Origin of the sequence: Nocardia paucivorans NBRC 100373, from assembly GCF_000308675.1 — a bacterium.
In the GTDB taxonomy this organism is placed as follows: domain Bacteria; phylum Actinomycetota; class Actinomycetes; order Mycobacteriales; family Mycobacteriaceae; genus Nocardia; species Nocardia paucivorans.
The window spans coordinates 84791-103432 of sequence record NZ_BAGE01000058.1; the positions used below are offsets into that span (position 1 = coordinate 84791).

The following is an 18642-nucleotide window of genomic DNA, read 5'->3' on the forward strand; positions in this document are numbered from 1 at the left end:
CTCGAGGTGGTCCAAAATCCAACCCACTATGTTGGGGGATGTCGGTTCGTCTTCGAAAACCAGCGTGAACTCGGGGTGATCGGAGTCGACACAGGTTGCGGTACGGAAGATCTGCACTCGTGCCATTCCAACATCAATCCTGCGCCCCCGCAGCCCGACCATGGAAGGACGCCCCTACCGCGACCCCGCCTTCGACCTGAAACATCGCAGCGCGCCGATGACGGATGCGCTGCGGCCGTGTGCCCGAACCGGGCCTCGATCCGTACCTGCCACTGGCCGAAACCGAGCAGTCCCCGATTGCTCTTGTGCCGGAGGTCGGACTCGAGTACCTCCGCGGACACCGTCTTCCCCACGCGCTGCAGATACCTCCGACGTAACCGCCATACCGCGTCCAGAGCAAGTATCCACGCGACCATGCCCAGCATCGCGCTCACCGGGAGAAACAGCACCATGGCAATCTCGGAACCGGTCGCCTCGGCGATAGCGAGACCCAAATTCAACGCACCGGTCATGAACCCCAACGCCGCCGCGGGCACGCCCAGCGTCCACACCAGTGCCATCGACCCGAGCAGCTCCCGAGACCGTGCCATATCAACTCCTCGCGCTCGAGCGGCCGTCGGCCCAACCCCGATCGATGGGCCCACCGGCGGCCGCCGGTGTCCGGGGGTGATCTCGTGCCTTATGAAAGCCGAGCGCCCGCCGCTACCAGGGCCTGATGCAGGGTGTCGGCCCACTGGGCGACGATCTCCTTGCGGCGGGCCGAATCGTCGGTGAGCACATCGGCCAGCCCCAGTCCTCGAGCCAGGTCGAGGGTGGCCTGCACGAGTCGGTGCACGACCGGGTCGGAGTCGTCCACGCCGAGGGCCTCAACGGCGCGGCGGTGGGCGCCACGACCGAACCGGGCCTCCAGAGGGACTATGCGTTCCCGGAGCGCCGGATCGGCGGCGGCATGGGTCCATACCTGGAGGGCCGCCTTGAACAGCGGACTGGTGTAGGACTCGACCAGACCGGTGACCACCGCTTCGGTTCGGGCCCTGCCGGTGGCGGTGACCGCATTGACCAGAGCCTGTTCGGTTCGGGTGTCGAACATGTAGGTCAATGCCGCGGTGATGAGGTCTTCCCGGGTGGGGAAGTGGTGTTGGGCGGCACCGCGCGAGACCCCGGCCCGTTCCGCAACCACCGCGACCGTGGCCGCCGACCAACCCATTTCGGCCAAACAGTCGATGGTCGCCTCGAGCAACCGCTGCCGGGTGGCCCGGCTGCGATCCTGTTTGGGTTCGTTCGATATCGCCATAGCGCGCCTATTGTGCCCAGGTGGGGGGACGTTTCTGCAAAAAGGCGGTCGCGCCCTCGATCACCTCGGGGGTGCCGAAGAACCTGCCGGAACGCGCCGCCAGTTCCTCGGCGCAGCGATCGAATTCGGCCAGGATCGCGGCGGTGGTGAGACGTTTGCTCTCGGCCAGGCCCTGCGGGGATCCCTTACGGAGTTCGGCGCGCAGCCGTGCCACCTCGGCGGCCGGGTCGTCGACGGCGAGGGTTATCAGACCGATCCGGGCGGCGGTATCGGCGTCGAATTTCTCACCGGTCAGGAAGTAACGGTCGGCGGCGCGCGGGTCCATCCGCGGCAGCAGGGTCAGGGAGATGACGAACGGCGCGAGGCCGAGCCGGGCCTCGGTGAGGGCGAAACTGCTGTCGCGGCCGGCGACGACGATATCGCAGGCCGCCACAATTCCCATACCACCGGCCCGAACATTGCCGTCGATCTGCGCGAGCACCGGTTTCGGCAGTTCCAGGACCGCCCGCAGCAACCGCACCATCCATCGGGTGCGTTGGTCGGCGGCGACGGCCGGGTCGGCGTCCACCGCCTCCTTCAGGTCCGCACCGGCGCAGAAGGTGTTGCCGGTGTGGGTGAGCACCACCCCGCGCACCGCCGGATCGGCGGCGGCTCGCTCCAACCCGTCGAGCAGTTCGGTGACCAGCCGGGAGGAGATGGCGTTGCGGTTGTGCGGGGAGTCCAGAGTGAGGGTGGCGAAGCCGTCGGCGACCGTGTAGCGGACGAACGGGCCGGTGGTATCGGTCATGGTCGCTCCGATCAGTACGACTTCGGCAGGCCCAGCGAATGCTGGGCCACGAAGTTGAGCACCATCTCCCGACTGACCGGGGCGATACGGGCGATACGGGCCGCGGCGAGCATGGAGGCCAGACCGTATTCGGCGGTCAGTCCGGCGCCGCCGTGGGTCTGGATGGCCTGATCGAGGGCCTTGATACTTGCCTCCCCGGCAGCGTATTTGGCCATATTCGCCGCCTCCGCGGCGCTCATCTCGTCACCTGCGTCGTAGAGGGTGGCGGCCTTCTGCATCATCAGCTTGGCCATCTCCAGTTCCACCTTCACCGCCGCCAGCGGATGCGCGATGCCCTGGTGCGCGCCGATCGGGGTCTTCCATACGGCGCGTTCCTTGGCGTATTCGACGGCCCGGTCGAGGGCGTAGCGGCCGAGACCGACAGCCATGGCCGCGCCCATGATGCGTTCCGGATTCAGACCCGCGAACAGCTGCATCAACGCGGCGTCCTCTTTGCCGACCAGGGCGTTGGCGGGCAGACGGACATCATCGAGGAACAAGGTGAACTGGTGGTCCGGTTCGATGATGTCCATCTCCTGCGGCGTCTTCACGAAACCGGGCGCGTCGGTGGGCACGATGAACAGGGCGGGCTTGAGCTTGCCGGTTTTGTGGTCCTCGGTGCGGGATACGATCAGCACCGCCTCGGCCTGATCCACACCGGAGATGAAGATCTTGCGGCCGTTGAGGACCCACTCGTCACCGTCACGGCGAGCGGTGGTGGTGATCTGATGCGAGTTGGAACCCGCGTCGGGTTCGGTGATGCCGAAGACCATCTTGGCGGAGCCGTCGGCGAGTTTGGGCAACCAGGTGGCCTTCTGCTCGTCGGTGCCGTACCGGGAGATGATGGTGCCGCAGATCGCCGGGGACACCACCATGAGCAGCAGCCCCGCGCCCTGGGCGGACAACTCCTCCATCACCAGCGCCAACTCGTATATCCCGGCACCACCACCGCCGTACTCCTCCGGCAGGTTCACGCCCAGGAAGCCGAGCTTGCCGGCTTCCGCCCACAATTCGGTGAGCGGTTCGTTGCGGCGCGCCCGCGGCAGCACATAGTCACGGTAGTTGTACTTGGCGGCCAGGTCGGCGACGGCGGCCCGTAGCTGTTTACGTTCTTCGGATTCGATGAAGCTCATGATTACTCCTGTATTCCATCCGTGGGTTCCACCACGGCGAGGACGGTGCCGACATCGACCTGCGAGCCGACGGAAACATTGACGGCGGTGAGCACACCCGCGGTGGGGGCGGTGATGGTGTGTTCCATCTTCATCGCCTCCAGCCACAGAATCGGCTGTCCCGCCGAGACGGTGCTACCCACCTCGGCGCCCACCCGGATCACGCTGCCCGGCATGGGGGCCAGCAGTGATCCGGTGGCCACCTGATCGGCGGGGTCGGTGAAACGCGGTAACCGGCGCACACTCACCGGGCCCAATGGCGAATCCACACACACCAGATCGCCGTATCGGGCCACCGTGAACCGCCGCCGGACCGGACCGTGTGGCCCGGGAACCGCGAGTACCACCGTGTCGGGGCCGACTTCGACCGGTTCGAGACCCTCGAAACCGTCCACCACCACACCGTTGCGGGTGAACCGGTAGGCGACCTCGTGTTTTCCGGTGGTCCGACTCTCGTAGGACTTGCGCTGCGACTGCGAGGGCAGATTGCGCCAGCCGCTCGGGGCCCGGCCCAGGACCCGGGCCGCCGCGCGGTTGGCCGCGGCATCGGCGAGGGCGGCGGCCACCACCGACAGCGCCTCCTGCGCCTCCGACACCACCGGCGCGGACAGGGCACTCAGGTCGTGGGTGGTGAAGAACGCGGTATCGGTGTCACCGGCCAGGAACGCCGGATGCCGCAGCACCCGAACCAGGAGGTCGCGGTTGGTGACCAGGCCGTGGATGCGGGCGCGATGCAGCGCCGCGGCCAACAATCGAGCGGCTTCGTCGCGGGTGCGGCCGTAGGAGACGATTTTGGCCAGCATGGGGTCGTAGTGCACCCCCATCGCCGAACCGGACACCACACCGCTGTCGAGCCGCACACCGGGACGGGGCGGAATATCGAATTCCGTTGTCACCGAAGGTATATCGATGAGGTGTACGGTTCCGCTCTGCGGTTGCCAATCCTGGGCGGGGTCTTCGGCGTAGAGGCGGACCTCGATCGAATGTCCCCGCGTGGGAGGCGGTTCGGCTGCCAATGCGGCACCCTGGGCGATTTCCAGTTGCAGTTGCACCAGATCCAGGCCGGTGGTGCATTCGGTGACCGGATGTTCCACCTGTAGCCGAGTGTTCATCTCCAGGAAGAAGAATTCCCCCATCTCGTCGGCCAGGAATTCGACGGTGCCCGCACCGGTGTAACCGATGGCGGCGGCCGCTTTGCGGGCGGCCTCGAACAGCCGGTCCCGCATATCGCGGCCGATCCGCTCGACCAGCGGTGAGGGTGCTTCTTCGAGAACTTTTTGGTGCCGGCGTTGGATCGAGCACTCCCGCTCGCCGAGCGCCCAGATGGTGCCGTGTGTATCGGCCAGCACCTGCACCTCGATATGGCGACCGGTCTCCAGGTAGCGTTCGCAGAACACCGTCGGGTCGCCGAACGCCGATTCCGCCTCTCGCCGCGCGGCCTCGAGTTGCGCGGGGAGTTCGGCCAGGTCGCGTACCACACGCATACCCCGACCACCACCGCCGGCCGATGCCTTGATCAGCACGGGAAGCAGATCCGCGGTGACCTCGTCCGGGTCCAATTCGGCCAGGACCGGAACCCCGGCGGCGTCCATCATCTTCTTGGCCGCGACCTTGGACCCCATCTCCTCGATGGCGGTCGGCGGCGGCCCCACCCACACCAGACCGGCATCCTGCACCGCACGGGCGAATCCGGCGTTCTCGGAGAGGAAGCCGTAGCCGGGGTGGATCGCGTCCGCTCCGGTGGCCCGCGCGGCCTCGATGAGCAGGTCGGCCCGCAGATAGGTTTGCGCGGGTGTGTTGCCCGGCAGCCGAACGGCGGCATCCGCCTCCGCCACATGTGGGGAATCGGCATCGGCGTCGGAATACACCGCAACGGCGCCCAGGCCCATGCGCCGGCAGGTCGCGAAAACCCGTCGGGCTATCTCGCCGCGATTGGCGACCAGAACATTGGTGATGAGCTGTGAATCGGTCACGGCCGGCCTCACATTCGGAAGACGCCGAAGCCCTCGGCACCCTGGATCGGAGCGGTGTGGATGGCCGACAGGGCCATACCCAACACCGTTCGGGTATCGCGCGGATCGATGACCCCGTCGTCGTACAGTCGCCCGGACATGAACATGGCCAGCGATTCGGCCTCGATCTGCGCTTCCACCATGGCCCGCATGGCGGCGTCGGCCTCCTCGTCGAACGCCTGCCCTCGGGCCTCGGCGGCGGCGCGGCCGACAATGGAGATGACACCCGCGAGCTGCGCACCCCCCATTACCGCGGATTTCGCGCTGGGCCAGGCGAAGACGAAACGGGGATCATAGGCGCGACCGCACATACCGTAATGTCCGGCGCCATAGGAGGCGCCCATGAGCACCGAGATATGCGGGACCTTCGAATTGGAGACGGCGTTGATCATCATCGCGCCATGTTTGATGATGCCCTTCTGCTCGTACTCCTTGCCGACCATATAGCCGGTGGTGTTGTGCAGGAACAGCAGCGGTGTATCGGTTCGGTTGGCCAACTGGATGAACTGGGCCGCCTTCTGCGATTCCTCGGAGAACAACACCCCGCGGGCATTGGCCAGAATGCCGATCGGGTAACCGTGTAATTCCGCCCAGCCGGTGACCAGACTGGAACCGTAGAGCGGTTTGAATTCGTCGAAATCGGAGCCGTCGACGATCCGGGCGATCACCTCACGCGGATCGAACGGAATCTTCAGATCCGGCGGCACGATTCCGAGCAGCTCTTCGGCGTCGTACAGCGGCTCCCGGACATCGGCGCGTGGCGCCGGGCCCTGTTTGCGCCAGTTCAACCGTTTGACGATCCGGCGGCCGATGCGGATGGCGTCCTGTTCGTCGAGCGCGTAGTAGTCGGCCAGCCCGGACACCCGGGCGTGCATATCGGCGCCACCGAGCGATTCGTCGTCGGATTCCTCACCGGTGGCCATCTTGACCAGCGGCGGGCCGCCGAGGAACACCTTGGAGCGTTCCTTGATCATCACCACGTGGTCGGACATGCCGGGGATGTACGCGCCACCGGCGGTGGAGTTGCCGAAAACCAATGCGATGGTGGGGATACCGGCCGCCGACGCCTGGGTGAGATCGCGAAACATGCGGCCGCCCGGCACGAAAACTTCCTTCTGCGTGGGCAGATCGGCGCCACCGGATTCGACCAGGGAGATCACCGGAAGCCGGTTCTCTCGGACGATATCGTTGGCGCGCAACGTTTTCCGTAGTGTCCAAGGGTTGGAGGTGCCGCCGCGCACGGTCGGGTCGGGCGCGACGATCATGCATTCCACGCCCTCCACCACACCGATACCGGTGACCGTGCTCGCACCCACCTGGAACTCGCTGCCCCAGGCGGCCAGTGGGCACAGCTCCAGAAACGGCGAATCCTCGTCGATGAGCAGTTCGATCCGTTCCCGCGCGGTGAGTTTGCCGCGTTTGCGGTGCCGGGCCAGTTTATCCGGGCCACCGCCGGCGATGACCTTGGCGAATTCGGCGTCCAGTTCGGCGAGTTTGGCGGTCATGGCCTCGGCCGCGGCGCGGTACTCGGGCGAATCGGTGTCCAGGGTGCTGCGTAGTGTCGTCACGGTTGGTATCCCAATCGTTTGGCGGCCAGGCCGGTGAGGATTTCGGTGGTTCCGCCGCCGATCCCGAGAATCCGCATATCCCGGTACTGGCGTTCCACCTCGGACTCGCGCATATAACCGAGCCCGCCGAACAGTTGCACCGCCTGGTTTGCCACCCATTCGCCGGCCTCGACGGCGGTGTTCTTGGCAAAGCACACCTCGGCGATCAGATCGGTTTCTCCGGCCGCGGCGCGGGCAGCCACCTCGCGGGTGTAGACACGGGCGACATCGATACGGCGGGCCATCTCGGTGACGGTGTTCTGCACCGCCTGTCGACCGATCAACGGGCGGCCGAATGTCTCCCGGTTGCGCACCCACTCCAGGGTGAGGTCCAGACAGCGCTGCGCGCTCGAATACGCCTGCACCGCCAGACCGACGCGTTCGCTGACGAAGGCCGCGGCGATCTGGGCGAACCCGGAGTTCTCCGGACCCACCAGATTCGCTACCGGAACCCGCACGTCCTGATAGGACAATTCGGCGGTATCGGAGGCGCGCCAACCCATTTTGTCCAGTTTGCGGCTCACCGTGAACCCGGGCGTGCCGCGTTCCACCACCAGCAGTGAGATACCGGCGGCACCCTCCCCGCCGGTGCGTACGGCGGTCACCACGAAATCGGCGCGGCAGCCGGAGGTGATGTAGGTCTTGGCGCCATTGACGATGTAGTGGTCGCCGTCGCGACGCGCGGTGGTGGTGAGATGTCCGACATCGGAGCCACCGCCGGGCTCGGTGATGGCCAGCGAGCCGATCTTCTCCCCGGCCAGGGTCGGTTTCACCCAACGCTCGATCTGCGCGGAATCACCGGCGGCGATGAGATGTGGAACCGCGATTCCGCAGGTGAACAGGGAGGCGAACACTCCGCCGGAGGCCCCGGCCTGGTGCATCTCCTCGCAGACGATCGTCGCGTCGATACCGTTGCCCCCGGCGCCGCCCACCTGTTCGGGAAATTGGATGCCGAGCAGTCCGAGCTCCCCGGCCTTCTTGTGCAGTTCCCGCGGGATCTCGCCGGCCTGCTCCCAGTCGTCCAGGTGGGGCAGGATCTCACGTTCCACGAACCCGCGGACGGTGGCGCGTAGTTCGCGCCGCTCCGGGGTGTTCCACACAGTGCTCACGGCAGCAACTCCACGGGGATATCGAGATAACGGGACCGCAGCCATTCCCCGAGCCCTTTGGCCTGGGGATCGAACCGCGCTTGATAGGCCACGCCCTTACCGAGCAGGCCGGCGACGATGAAATTGAGCGCCCGCAGATTCGGCAGCACATGTCGGGTGATCTCGAGCGAGGCGGTTTCGGGTAGCAGTTCCCGGAGCAGGTCGACCGTGAGGGTGTGGGCCAGCCAGCGCCACTGTTCGTCGGTGCGGACCCAGACACCGATATTGGCGTCCCCGCCCTTGTCGCCGCTGCGCGCCAGGACTATGACGCCCAGCGGGAGGCGGCGGGTTTTTCCGGTCGGGAACGGTTCGGGTAGCGGCGGTTGTGGCACCTCGGCCAACTCCCGCGTCTCTGCGCCGGCCTCGACGCGAACCCGACGGGCATCCGGAAGTACGGCGGTGTGCGACACCTCCTCCACGTCGACATAACCGGGTTCGAACACCCCGTACGGGGAGCCGTTTCCCGGTGGCGTGGTGAAACTGCACCCCGGATAGCTCGCCAGGGCCAGTTCGACCGCGGCGCTCGAGAAGGCCCGCCCCACCACATTCGGGTCGGGGTCACGGACCACACAGCGCAGCAGCGCACTGGCCTGTTCCTCGGTGTCGGCGTCCGGGCGGTCCAGGCGGGCCAGGGTCCATTCCAGTTCGGCGGGTCTGCGCGGCAGCCAGGCCTCCAGTTGCCGGCGGGCCAGGTCGGCCTTGGCCTCGATATCGAGACCGGTGAGGATGAATTCCATCTCGTTGCGGAAACCGCCGAGGGTGTTGAGCGAGACCTTCAGCCGCGGCGGCGGCGCTTCCCCCGTCACGCCGCTGATCCGCACCCGGTCGGGTCCGGCGGATTCCAGCCGGATGGTGTCCAGGCGGGCCGTGACATCGGGTCCGGCGTAGCGAGCGCCCTGGATTTCGTACATCAACTGCGCCTGCACCGTGTCGACGGTGACCGCGCCACCGGTGCCCTCGGGCTTGGTGATCACACTGCTGCCGTCGGCGTACACCTCGGCGATCGGGAAACCGGGCCGGATGGGATCGGCGATCTCGGTGAAGAACGCGAAATTACCGCCGGTGGCCTGGGTACCGCATTCGATCACATGCCCGGCCACGACCGCGCCGGCCAACCGGTGATGGTCGGCGCGGTTCCAGCCGAAGTGGGCGGCGGCGGGACCGACGACCAGGGAGGCGTCGGTGACGCGACCGGTGACCACTACATCGGCGCCGGCGTCCAGGCATTCCACGATGCCCCAGGCCCCGAGGTAGGCATTGGCGGTCAGCGGCTTCCCGAGACCGAGCTGCGCGGCCCGGTCGGTGAGGTCGTCTCCTTCCACATACCCGACCCGCACCGACAGTCCCAGCCGGTCGGCCAGTTCCCGCACCTTGTCCGCGAGTCCGGCCGGATTCAGCCCGCCGGCATTGGTGACGATCCGGATATTGCGCTCCAGCGCAAGTCCGAGGCAGTCCTCGAGTTGTCGCAGGAAGGTCTTGGCATAGCCGAGGGCCGGGTCCTTCATCCGATCCCGGCCGAGGATCAGCATGGTCAGTTCGGCGAGATAGTCCCCGGTGAGCACATCGAGTTGCCCGGCCTCGAGCATTTCCCGCATGGCGCTGTGCCGATCACCGTAGAACCCGGAACAGTTGCCTATCCGGATGACGTTCGGATCGACCGCCAGGCCATTCATCAGAGGTTTCGCCTCCTACCGCGACACGGGCTCGCACGCCGTGGTACGTGACCGCCCACACAAGTGATCAGCATCGCAGCACGGCGATAAAAAATCAAGCACACATGCTTGTTAATGACACCCGCATTCCCCGTCGCGATCCCAACCGCCAAGATGGACCCATGTCCTCCGACGTCGCGGTAGTTCTTCTCTTCGCCCTGGCGGGGTTTCTCCTCGGCGGCGCCTTCAGCACCTGGAAGAACACTCGCCCCCTCGCCATCGGCCTCGGAATATGCGCCGTCATGGCGACGATCGGCGCCATCGCCTGGCTGCTGTGAGAACCGGACAGCGCCGATCGGCGGGCTCCCCCGATCACGACAACAGCTGCTCGCGCGTCACCGTGAGCAGGACCGGTGGCGCACCGGCCTTCGGAGTAGCCGCCCGCTCGGACGAATCGAGAACGGACGGATCGAGGGCGGCCCGCGCTCCGGGTCCCTCGGGATGAGCGTGCAACCAGACGAAACCGTGTTCGACCGATTCGATGGTCCGCGGCAGCGCCTTCGCCAGTTCGGTGGCCGTCTCCTCGGGCAGGCCACTCAGATCGATCCGAGCCGGAAGCGCGCGCAGCGACGGCCAGGCCACGGCGAAACCGGGATGCAGCGGACGGCGCTCCACCTCGTTTTCCGGCACCCACGCCAAGGCGGTGCTCTCATGATTCGCGCTGGTCGGCAAGGGTGTGGCGGCATCGGCGACCACGGTGGTGTACGTCCAGCCGCTGGGCGCGGTGGCGGTCAGCCGCTCGGCCCGCACCTGCACGGCGTCGGCCGTGATACCGGCCTCCTCCTCCGCCTCCCGCACGGCGGTGTGCACCGCCGTCTCATCGCTGTCGCGCGCACCACCGGGCAGGGCCCACGTTCCGCCCTGGTGACTCCAGAGCGCACGATGCTGCAACAGCACCGCCGAGCCCCCGCCTTCCAGCGGCGCACGCAGCAGCAGTCCCGCCGCACCGAACCGACCCCAGTGCCGCACCCCTCCCGGGCTCAGCGCCCAACCGTCACCATCGCCACGCATCTCGTACCGTCCTCATCGACCGACCCCATCCCATCCTGCCGCAAACCGGACAACGAATGGCGACGATGACGCGGAAGTACCACGACGGAATACACCGTCGAAGCGCGCGACGGGGCGTAACCGAATACGCTCGACACAGCGCACACGGCGCCCGAACGGGGAGGTGGACATGACGCGGGTGGCAGCGGATCGGGTGACGGTCGTACCCGAGCCGACGGCCGACCCTGAACCGTCGAACAGAATCGGGCAACTGTTTCCGCTACGCCCGTACCTGACGGCGGTCCGGGAACGACTCGCTCTCGGTCGGTTACGGTCGTTCGCGCAATCATCGCCGGGACAACTCATCGGTCTCGGTCTCCTACTGGTCGCGCTGTGTCTGGCGGCCGGAGTGGTGAGCGGGGCATCGGTGAACGACCGGCAACACGGTCTGGACCTCCTGCTCACCGATATCGAACCGGACGCCAATTCGGCGCACCACCTCTACACCTCGCTATCGGTCGCCGATGCCGCCGCGAGTACCGCCTTCATCTCCGGCGGTCTGGAACCGCAGGCCGTGCGCGACCGATACACCCAGGCCATGGGCGAGGCCGCGGCGGAACTGGTTCGGCTGTCCGGCGACGACATCGAGGATCTACGCCGGCGAATGGGAATCGCCAGCGGGCTACCGGTCTATTCCGGGCTCGTGGAAACCGCGCGGGCGAACAATCGCGCCGGATACCCGGTGGGCGCCGCCTATCTGAGCGAGGCGTCCAACCAGATGCAGACCGTGCTGCTGCCGATGGCCGAACAGCTACACGACCGTCGGGCCGCCGCGGTGGACGAGGCCCAACGCCACCAGGTTCGGCCGCCCTGGCTCGCATTCCTGTTGCTGCTCGCGGCTCTGGGCACCTTGATCTGGGCCCAGACCCTACTGGCCCGACGCTGGCGCCGGACCTTCAATGCGGGACTGCTGCTGGCCTCCGCGGCAATGCTGATCCTGCTGGACTGGACGGTGTTCGCGGGCGCTATCGCGGCGACATCCATGGCCGGTGCGCGCTCCGACGAAGCGGTCCTGTCGGCCCGGCTCACCGAAAGCCGAATCCTGGCCCAGCAGGCGCGTTCGGCGGAAACACTGAAACTGGTGCGCCGGGACACCTCCGGTGATTACGACCGCACCTTCGACGCCAATATCACCCGATTGAAGGAATTGCTGTCCGGACACGACGACCCCGCGTCCACCACCGCCCGTACCGCGCTGGACCAGTGGCTCGGCGCGCATCGGCGCATGAACGATGCCTTGAATCGGGGAGATTTCGCCCGCGCCGCCACCTCCGCCACCGGCCCCGGCGCGGTGAACGCCACCATTCATGTGGAGAAATTGGACCAGGCGCTCGGACAGGGAATCGCCGAGTCCCGGGACACCCTGCGCGACAAGATCTCCCGCAGCGCCCGAGTGTTCGACTATCTGGCCCCCGGGGCGGTGATCCTCGGTATCGCCGCCGCGGGCTACATCGTATTCGGCATCTGGCCCAGACTGCGAGAGTACCAATGACCGCCGCGCATACACCGACACCGCGAATACTGTCCCGCTTCGTCCGCACCCGCATCCGCAGGGTCCTGTTCACACTCACCGCGGTCGCGTTGTTGGGCGGCTGCGCCACCGGGTCGAACTCCGGCGAAGAACCCGGACATCTCAACTACACCGAACCACCGCTGCCCGCCCAGGCGATCCCGGTGGACGACGACACCCCGGTGTCGCCACCCGGCAAATCCACATGCGGTGACCCCATCGCGAGTCTGCGGCCCATCGCCAATATTCGCGGCCCCAATCTGGACGCCATCCGGGCTCGGGGCCGTTTGGTGGTCGGATTGGATGCGGGCAGTAACCTGTTCAGCTTCCGTGACCCGGTCAGCGGGGTGATCGTCGGCTTCGACGCCGATATCGCCCGCGAGGTCGCCCGCGATCTGTTCGGCAACCCCGACCTGATCGAATACCGCAGTCTCGGTTCGGAGGATCGGGAGCGGGCTCTGATCGACCGCACGGTCGATATGGTCATCAAGACCATGAGCATCACCTGCGAACGGCGGGAGAAGGTGACATTCTCCACCGTCTACCTGCACGCGCATCAACGAGTGCTGGCGGTGAAGGACTCCGGTATCCGCGGTCTCGCCGATCTGGCGGGCAAACGGGTCTGCACGGTGCGCGGCACCACCTCGCTGGAACATATTCGCCGTATCCAGCCCAAAGCGAACGTGCTCACCGTCCCCACCTGGGCCGACTGCCTGGTCGTGCTCCAGCAGCGACAGGTGGATGCGGTCAGCACCGACGACGCGATCCTGGCCGGTCTGGCCGTGCAGGATCCCTACACCGAGCTGGTGGGACCGAATATCAGCATCGAACCGTACGGTATCGGCATCCCGCTGGGGAACGACGATGTGGTGCGGTTCGTGAACGGCACCCTCGACCGCATCCGCGCCGACGGCACCTGGAACCGGCTCTACGACCGCTGGCTATCGCTGCTGGGCAGCTCACCCGGACCCCCACCGCCGACCTATCAGGACTGACGTCGTGTCGACGGAAGAACTCGGTGGCCCGTCCACGGAGCCGGGGGATTCCCCCGGTCCGCGGACGGCGCCCCTCGACGGCCCGGCAACCGCCGCGGTCGCCGGAACGGCGGCGATGCAGGGAACCACCGCGACATCCGACACATCGACCGCCGGTTCACGACCGGGAGCAGCGGAGCGGGGATCGCTTCCATCGATGCGGACCACCGGTCGCAGCACCCGTACCGTCCGCACCCGCCCCGCGGTCCGGACCCTGGGCGGGGGGCTGGTCGAGATTCCCACCGTCGAACCCGTGGATCCGAGCACCGCCGTATTGAGTGATCCGGTGGTGGCCGAGAACAAGCGGTTCTGCCGGCGCTGCGGTAACCCGGTCGGCCGCGCCGACGCCACCGGACCGGCCACCACCAGCGGCTACTGCCGGAAATGCGGTACCTACTACGATTTCCGCCCCGCACTGGAACCGGGCGAAATGGTGGCCGGTCAGTACGAGGTCCAGGGCTGTCTCGCGCACGGAGGCCTGGGGTGGATCTATCTGGCGATCGACCGCAATGTCAGCGATCGCTGGGTGGTGCTCAAGGGGTTGTTGAACTCCGGTGATGTCGAGGCGCAGGCGGTCGCGACGGCCGAACGCGAATTCCTCGCCGAGGTGGCCCATCCCAGCATTGTCAAAATCCACAATTTCGTAGAACACCGGGGCCGCGACGGTGAGCCGATCGGTTTTATCGTCATGGAATATGTCGGTGGCCGTTCGCTGCGGAAACTGCTCGACGAACATCCACGGCCCGAACGGATGCCGGTCCCCGAGGCCATCGCATACCTGTTGGAAATCCTGCCCGCCCTGGACTATCTACACTCCACCGGGCTCACCTACAACGACCTCAAACCCGACAATGTGATGGTGGCGGACGACCAGGTCAAACTCATCGATCTGGGCGCTGTCACCCCCATCGGGGCCTACGGGAACCTATACGGAACCAAGGGTTTTCAAGCGCCCGAGATCGCCGAAACCGGTCCTACGGTCGCCTCCGATATCTACACCGTGGGCCGCACTCTCGCCGTGTTGACCCTGAACATGCCCACCGAAAACGGCCGCTACCCGGATGGGCTCCCCGACTCGGAGCAGGAACCGGTCCTGGCCCGCTACGAGTACTTCCATCGGTTGCTGGTGCGCGCGACCGACCCCGATCCACGGCGACGCTTCCCCTCCGCCCGCGCCATGGCCGCGCAACTGTCCGGGGTGCTGCGAGAGATCCTGGCGCAGGACAGTGGCGAAGAACATCCCCAGTCGTCCACAGTGTTCGGGCGGCAACGCCGGGCATACGGCACCGATGAGCCGATCGCGCGCATCGACGCACTCGCCGACGGTGTTGCGCGCGGTTGTCTGCTGAACGCCGTCGATATCGCCGCGGCGCTGCCGTTGCCGCTGATCGAGCCGGACAATCCGGCCGCGCCGATCCTGGCCGGTACCGGACACCCCGATCCGGACCGCGCATTGGAGGAACTGCGCATTGCCCGCCACCAGGCCGAATCCGAGCCCGATTCCGACGCCCTGGTGCTCGAACTCCGACTGGCCGAGGCCCGGATTCGGCTGGACCGCGGCGATACCGACGGCGCAGCCGAATTGGCGGCCGCGGTCCCGGACACGGGTCCACGCGATTGGCGTATCGACTGGTATTCCGGCCTGGCCGCACTGGTGCGCGAGGACTACGAGGACGCCTACCAGGCCTTCGATGCCGTGCTGTGGGCGCTGCCCGGTGAGATCGCACCCAAACTCGCCCTCGCCGGCACCGCGGAACTCCGGCTGCGATATTGGGACACCGATGATCGGGCGGTCTGGCGCGATCACGCCGAACGGTTCTACGCGACCGTCTGGCGCACCGACCGCAGCGTGGTGAGCGCGGCCTTCGGTCTGTCCCGGCAGCTCACCGCCGCCGAACGGTTCGACGAGGCGGTCGCCGCCCTGGACGAGGTGCCGTCGACCTCCCGCTATTTCACCACCGCCCGAATGACGGCCATTCTGTTGCTGCTCACCTCGGCGCCCGCCACCGACCTCCCGGAAACCACCCTGCGCGACGCCGCGGCCCGAACCGAAGCCCTTCCCACCGAGGAACGTCGAACGATTCAGCTGCGCGTCCTGGTCCTGGGCAGCGCGCTCACCTGGTTGCAGGCGGGCAACTCACCCCGCAATCCGGACGCCGGCCTGCTCGGCAGCCGCTTCACCGAGCGCGACCTGCGCAACGGTGCCGAAGCCGGATTGCGCACCCTGGCGCGGATGGCCCCCGACCGCCACCACCGCTACAACCTGGTGGACCTGGCCAACTATGTCCGCGCCACCACCTGGTTCTGAACCGAACCGCTCGCGCCGCTCAGTCGGCTTCCAGTAGCGCGGTTTTCAATTCGCGGGCCGCGGCCTCCGGATCCTCGGCCTCGGTGATCGCGCGGACCACGACCACCCGGGTGGCGCCCGCGGCGAGAACCTCCGGCAGCGTATTGCGATCGATACCGCCGATGGCGAACCACGGACGGGTCGGTCGGGACTCGGCGGTGGCCCGGACCAGCTCGATTCCGGCGGCCTGGCGACCAGGTTTGGTGGGGGTGGCCCACACCGGACCGGTGCAGAAGTAGTCGATGTTCTCGTCGATGGCGGCCGGCTCGGCCTGTGCCCGGTTGTGGGTGGAACGGCCGATCACCACATCCGGCCCCAGGATGCGGCGGGCGTACCAGGGCGGCAGATCCTCCTGCCCCAGGTGCAGCACATCGGCACCGGCGGCCAGGGCCAGATCGGCGCGATCGTTCACCGCGAACAGTGCACCGTGTCGGCGCGCGGCGGCCTTGAGTTCGGCAAGCGCCCCGAGTTCGGCCTTCGCCTCCAGCGGGCCGAACTGCGCCTCCCCCGGGGAGCCCTTGTCGCGGAGTTGGATGATATCCACCCCACCGGCCAGAGCGGCCTCGGCGAACTCGGCAAGGTCGCCCTTCTCTCGGCGGGCATCGGTGCACAGGTACAGACGCGCGGTGGCCAGCCGGTCTCGCGGCGGCAGCGTTCGGCGGGCGTGGGACGGTTGCACGTCTACGACCGTAGCCGCGCTACCGTGGGGAAGCGAGCAGGAGGTGGACCAATAGTGCGAACGCTGGCAGTCGTGGGCGGTGGCGCCATCGGGCTCGCGGTGGCGTGGCGCGCCGCCGAGGACGGGTGGACGGTCACGCTCTACGACCCCGAGGTGGGTTCGGGCGCCTCCTGGGTTGCCGGGGGCATGCTGGCCCCCCTGTCGGAAGGCTGGCCCGGTGAGGACGCCGTATTGGCGTTCGGAGCCGAGGCGCTGGCGCGCTGGCCGCGATTCGCCGCCCGGATCGAGGCCGCGACCAGGACCCGGGTCTTCGTCGCGGACGAGACACTGACCGTCGCCCAGGACACCGCCGATGTCGCGGACCTGCGCACGGTCGCCGAATGGGTGGGCGGTCACGGCCACGATATGCGCGTGCTCGACCGGGCGGGGGTGCGCGCCCTCGAACCGGCGCTGGCCCGAACCGTGCGGGCCGGTCTACTCGCCCCCACCGAACCCGCCGTGGACAACCGGCTGCTGGTCACCGCCTTGCGGACCGCCGCGGTCGCGGCCGGGGTGACCTTGCGCGCGGAAGCGGTGCATCACCTCGAGGAACTGCCGCACGATCAGGTGGTGCTGGCTGCGGGCGCGTCCTCGGCCCAGCTGTGGCCGGGCCTGCCGGTGCGTCCGCTGAAGGGGGAAATCCTGCGGCTTCGGCTCCGACCGGGCGTACAACCGCCACCCACCCGGGTGATCCGGGCGCGGGTCCACGGCCGCCCCGTGTACTTCGTACCGCGTGCGGAGGGCATGGTCGTGGGCGCCACCCAGTACGAGGCGGGGTTCGACATCGCCGTGACCGTGGCCGGTGTGCGTGATCTGATCGCCGACGCCGAAACGATCCTGCCCGGTATCGGCGAATACGAGCTGGCCGAGACCAACGCCGGTTCCCGCCCCGCCACCCCGGACAATCTGCCGCTCATCGGCCGGCTGACCGATCGAGTGGTGGCCGCCACCGGGCACGGCCGCAACGGCATGCTGACCGTGGCACTCACCGTCGACGCCGTTCTCGCCGAATTGGCCGATCGTCCTCTGGCCGTGGCCCGAGCGGCCGATCCGCAGCGTTTCTCGACGTCACCGACCACACCCGCTCGGTCCGCGGCCCATACCGAAGCCGCGATCGCCGAGCGTGGCGGCGATAGCCCGGGACAACCGGGATTCACCGACCCGCCCGTGCGGACGCGCGGGCACTTGGACACAGGAGGAGTTCGATGACCGCGTCGTCGGTACCGGTGGGTGTCACCGTGAACGGACACGAGCACGAGTTCGCCGAACCGATCACGGTGCGCGAACTGCTCGAACGGCTGGAATTGCCCTGCCAGGGGGTGGCGCTGGCGGTGAACGGCGCGGTGTTCCCGAAATCCCGCTGGGACGAGCAGGTCGGCCGGGGCTGGGAAATCGATGTGCTGACGGCGGTTCAGGGTGGCTGAACAGCAGCTGGAGATCGCTGGTAGGCGGTTCGGCTCCCGGCTCATCATGGGCACGGGCGGCGCGGAGAACCTCGCTGTCCTGGAGGAAGCGCTGGTGGCGTCCGGAACCGAACTGACCACGGTCGCCATGCGCCGGATCGACGCGGCGGGCGGCACCGGGGTACTCGACCTGTTGAAACGGCTGGATATCGCCCCCCTGCCCAATACCGCCGGCTGCCGTACCGCGGCGGAGGCGGTGCTCACCGCTCGACTTGCGGCCGAGGCCCTGGACACCAACTGGGTGAAGCTGGAGGTGGTGGCCGACGAGCGCACTCTGCTGCCCGACCCGGTCGAGTTGCTCGATGCCGCCGAACAGCTGGTGGACGCGGGTTTCGTGGTCCTGCCCTACACCAATGACGATCCGGTGCTGGCGCGGCGGCTCGAGGAAGCCGGTTGTGCGGCGGTAATGCCGCTGGGCGCGCCGATCGGCACCGGTCTCGGTATCGGCAATCCGCACAATATCGAGATGATCGTGGCTCGTGCCCAGATCCCGGTGATCCTCGATGCCGGTATCGGCACCGCCAGCGACGCCGCGCTCGCCATGGAGCTCGGCTGTTCGGCGGTGCTGTTGGCCACCGCGGTCACCCGGGCCCGCGAACCGGCACTGATGGCCGCGGCCATGGCCGATGCGGTGCGGGCCGGGTATCGAGCGCGGCTCGCGGGCCGTATTCCGAAACGGTTCTGGGCACAGGCGTCGTCTCCGCAGCGGTAGGGGTCTTCCCCCGGTCTCGTCACCGTCGCGTCGGGGT

General features: G+C 67.6%; 17 protein-coding genes. 7 read left to right on the forward strand and 10 right to left on the reverse strand.

Annotated features, from left to right (window positions below; all coding sequences use genetic code 11):
• Positions 1-26: 26 nt before the first annotated feature.
• From ON32_RS29685 to ON32_RS22020, 8 genes are all read right to left on the reverse strand, one after another.
• Positions 27-590 carry a hypothetical protein gene (locus ON32_RS29685; RefSeq protein WP_157224288.1) on the reverse strand — a complete coding sequence of 188 codons (564 nt, stop codon included), beginning with the start codon at positions 588-590 and terminating at the stop codon, positions 27-29.
• 89 nt (positions 591-679) lie between these two features.
• The gene (locus ON32_RS21990; protein WP_040792878.1) at positions 680-1294 is read right to left on the reverse strand and encodes a TetR/AcrR family transcriptional regulator; all 615 of its coding nucleotides are present in this window, start codon (positions 1292-1294) and stop codon (positions 680-682) included.
• Between the two features lie 7 nt (positions 1295-1301).
• Positions 1302-2081 carry an enoyl-CoA hydratase family protein gene (locus ON32_RS21995; protein WP_040792879.1) on the reverse strand — a complete coding sequence of 260 codons (780 nt, stop codon included), beginning with the start codon at positions 2079-2081 and terminating at the stop codon, positions 1302-1304.
• Positions 2082-2092: 11 nt separating this feature from the next.
• Positions 2093-3253, reverse strand: a complete 1161-nt coding sequence (locus ON32_RS22000; RefSeq protein WP_040792880.1) for an acyl-CoA dehydrogenase family protein — start codon at positions 3251-3253, stop codon at positions 2093-2095.
• A gap of 2 nt (positions 3254-3255) precedes the next feature.
• Entirely contained in the window at positions 3256-5265 is a 2010-nt protein-coding gene (locus ON32_RS22005; protein ID WP_245551223.1) for an acetyl/propionyl/methylcrotonyl-CoA carboxylase subunit alpha, read from the reverse strand.
• A gap of 8 nt (positions 5266-5273) precedes the next feature.
• A complete protein-coding gene (locus tag ON32_RS22010; RefSeq protein ID WP_040792882.1) occupies positions 5274-6872 on the reverse strand; it encodes an acyl-CoA carboxylase subunit beta in 1599 nt (532 codons plus the stop codon).
• A complete protein-coding gene (locus ON32_RS22015) occupies positions 6869-8011 on the reverse strand; it encodes an acyl-CoA dehydrogenase family protein (protein ID WP_373284355.1) in 1143 nt (380 codons plus the stop codon). The genes ON32_RS22010 and ON32_RS22015 overlap by 4 nt, the downstream gene beginning before the upstream one ends.
• 5 nt (positions 8012-8016) lie before the next feature.
• The gene (locus ON32_RS22020) at positions 8017-9732 is read right to left on the reverse strand and encodes an acyclic terpene utilization AtuA family protein (RefSeq protein ID WP_040792884.1); all 1716 of its coding nucleotides are present in this window, start codon (positions 9730-9732) and stop codon (positions 8017-8019) included.
• A gap of 161 nt (positions 9733-9893) precedes the next feature.
• On the opposite strand from ON32_RS22020, the gene ON32_RS29390 reads away from it, so the two are divergent.
• Positions 9894-10049 (forward strand): CG2302 family histidine operon protein, encoded by a 156-nt coding sequence (locus tag ON32_RS29390; protein ID WP_169331660.1) that lies wholly within the window; start codon positions 9894-9896, stop codon positions 10047-10049.
• A 34-nt stretch (positions 10050-10083) separates the two neighbouring features.
• Here the strand turns inward: ON32_RS29390 and ON32_RS22025 are convergent, their stop codons facing one another.
• Positions 10084-10782, reverse strand: coding sequence for an NUDIX hydrolase (locus ON32_RS22025; protein ID WP_040792885.1), 699 nt, complete (start codon positions 10780-10782; stop codon positions 10084-10086).
• A 169-nt stretch (positions 10783-10951) separates the two neighbouring features.
• On the opposite strand from ON32_RS22025, the gene ON32_RS22030 reads away from it, so the two are divergent.
• Genes ON32_RS22030 through ON32_RS22040 form a run of 3 tightly spaced genes read left to right on the forward strand, consistent with a single transcriptional unit; the run spans position 10952 to position 15673 of the window.
• On the forward strand, positions 10952-12313 hold the full coding sequence (locus ON32_RS22030; protein WP_051133556.1) for a GlnX family signal transduction membrane protein: 1362 nt from the start codon (positions 10952-10954) through the stop codon (positions 12311-12313).
• Positions 12310-13326: a glutamate ABC transporter substrate-binding protein gene (locus ON32_RS22035; RefSeq protein WP_051133557.1), complete on the forward strand. Its 1017-nt coding sequence runs from the start codon at positions 12310-12312 to the stop codon at positions 13324-13326. The genes ON32_RS22030 and ON32_RS22035 overlap by 4 nt, the downstream gene beginning before the upstream one ends.
• Positions 13327-13330: 4 nt before the next feature.
• Positions 13331-15673, forward strand: a complete 2343-nt coding sequence (locus tag ON32_RS22040; RefSeq protein WP_040792886.1) for a serine/threonine-protein kinase — start codon at positions 13331-13333, stop codon at positions 15671-15673.
• Positions 15674-15692: 19 nt separating this feature from the next.
• Here ON32_RS22040 and thiE read toward each other — a convergent pair whose 3' ends face one another.
• Complete coding sequence (gene thiE, locus ON32_RS22045; protein WP_040792887.1) at positions 15693-16391, reverse strand: thiamine phosphate synthase; 699 nt, start codon at positions 16389-16391, stop codon at positions 15693-15695.
• A gap of 54 nt (positions 16392-16445) precedes the next feature.
• On the opposite strand from thiE, the gene thiO reads away from it, so the two are divergent.
• The 3 genes from thiO to ON32_RS22060 are packed head-to-tail and all read left to right on the forward strand — an operon-like array spanning position 16446 to position 18605.
• Positions 16446-17639, forward strand: coding sequence for a glycine oxidase ThiO (gene thiO, locus ON32_RS22050; RefSeq protein ID WP_174361661.1), 1194 nt, complete (start codon positions 16446-16448; stop codon positions 17637-17639).
• Complete coding sequence (thiS, locus tag ON32_RS22055; protein WP_040792888.1) at positions 17636-17854, forward strand: sulfur carrier protein ThiS; 219 nt, start codon at positions 17636-17638, stop codon at positions 17852-17854. Before thiO ends, thiS begins: the two co-directional genes overlap by 4 nt.
• Complete coding sequence (locus tag ON32_RS22060) at positions 17847-18605, forward strand: thiazole synthase (RefSeq protein ID WP_040792889.1); 759 nt, start codon at positions 17847-17849, stop codon at positions 18603-18605. The genes thiS and ON32_RS22060 overlap by 8 nt, the downstream gene beginning before the upstream one ends.
• Positions 18606-18642 lie beyond the last annotated feature (37 nt).

Bases quoted from the DNA above. Each gene is read 5' to 3' on its own strand.
- ON32_RS22035 (WP_051133557.1), top strand. From the start codon at position 12,310: ATGACCGCCGCGCATACACCGACACCGCGAATACTGTCCCGCTTCGTC.
- ON32_RS22030 (WP_051133556.1), top strand. From the start codon at position 10,952: ATGACGCGGGTGGCAGCGGATCGGGTGACGGTCGTACCCGAGCCGACG.
- ON32_RS22025 (WP_040792885.1), bottom strand. From the start codon at position 10,782: ATGCGTGGCGATGGTGACGGTTGGGCGCTGAGCCCGGGAGGGGTGCGG.
- ON32_RS22020 (WP_040792884.1), bottom strand. From the start codon at position 9,732: ATGAATGGCCTGGCGGTCGATCCGAACGTCATCCGGATAGGCAACTGT.
- ON32_RS21995 (WP_040792879.1), bottom strand. From the start codon at position 2,081: ATGACCGATACCACCGGCCCGTTCGTCCGCTACACGGTCGCCGACGGC.
- ON32_RS29390 (WP_169331660.1), top strand. From the start codon at position 9,894: ATGTCCTCCGACGTCGCGGTAGTTCTTCTCTTCGCCCTGGCGGGGTTT.
- ON32_RS21990 (WP_040792878.1), bottom strand. From the start codon at position 1,294: ATGGCGATATCGAACGAACCCAAACAGGATCGCAGCCGGGCCACCCGG.
- thiS (WP_040792888.1), top strand. From the start codon at position 17,636: ATGACCGCGTCGTCGGTACCGGTGGGTGTCACCGTGAACGGACACGAG.
- ON32_RS29685 (WP_157224288.1), bottom strand. From the start codon at position 590: ATGGCACGGTCTCGGGAGCTGCTCGGGTCGATGGCACTGGTGTGGACG.
- ON32_RS22000 (WP_040792880.1), bottom strand. From the start codon at position 3,253: ATGAGCTTCATCGAATCCGAAGAACGTAAACAGCTACGGGCCGCCGTC.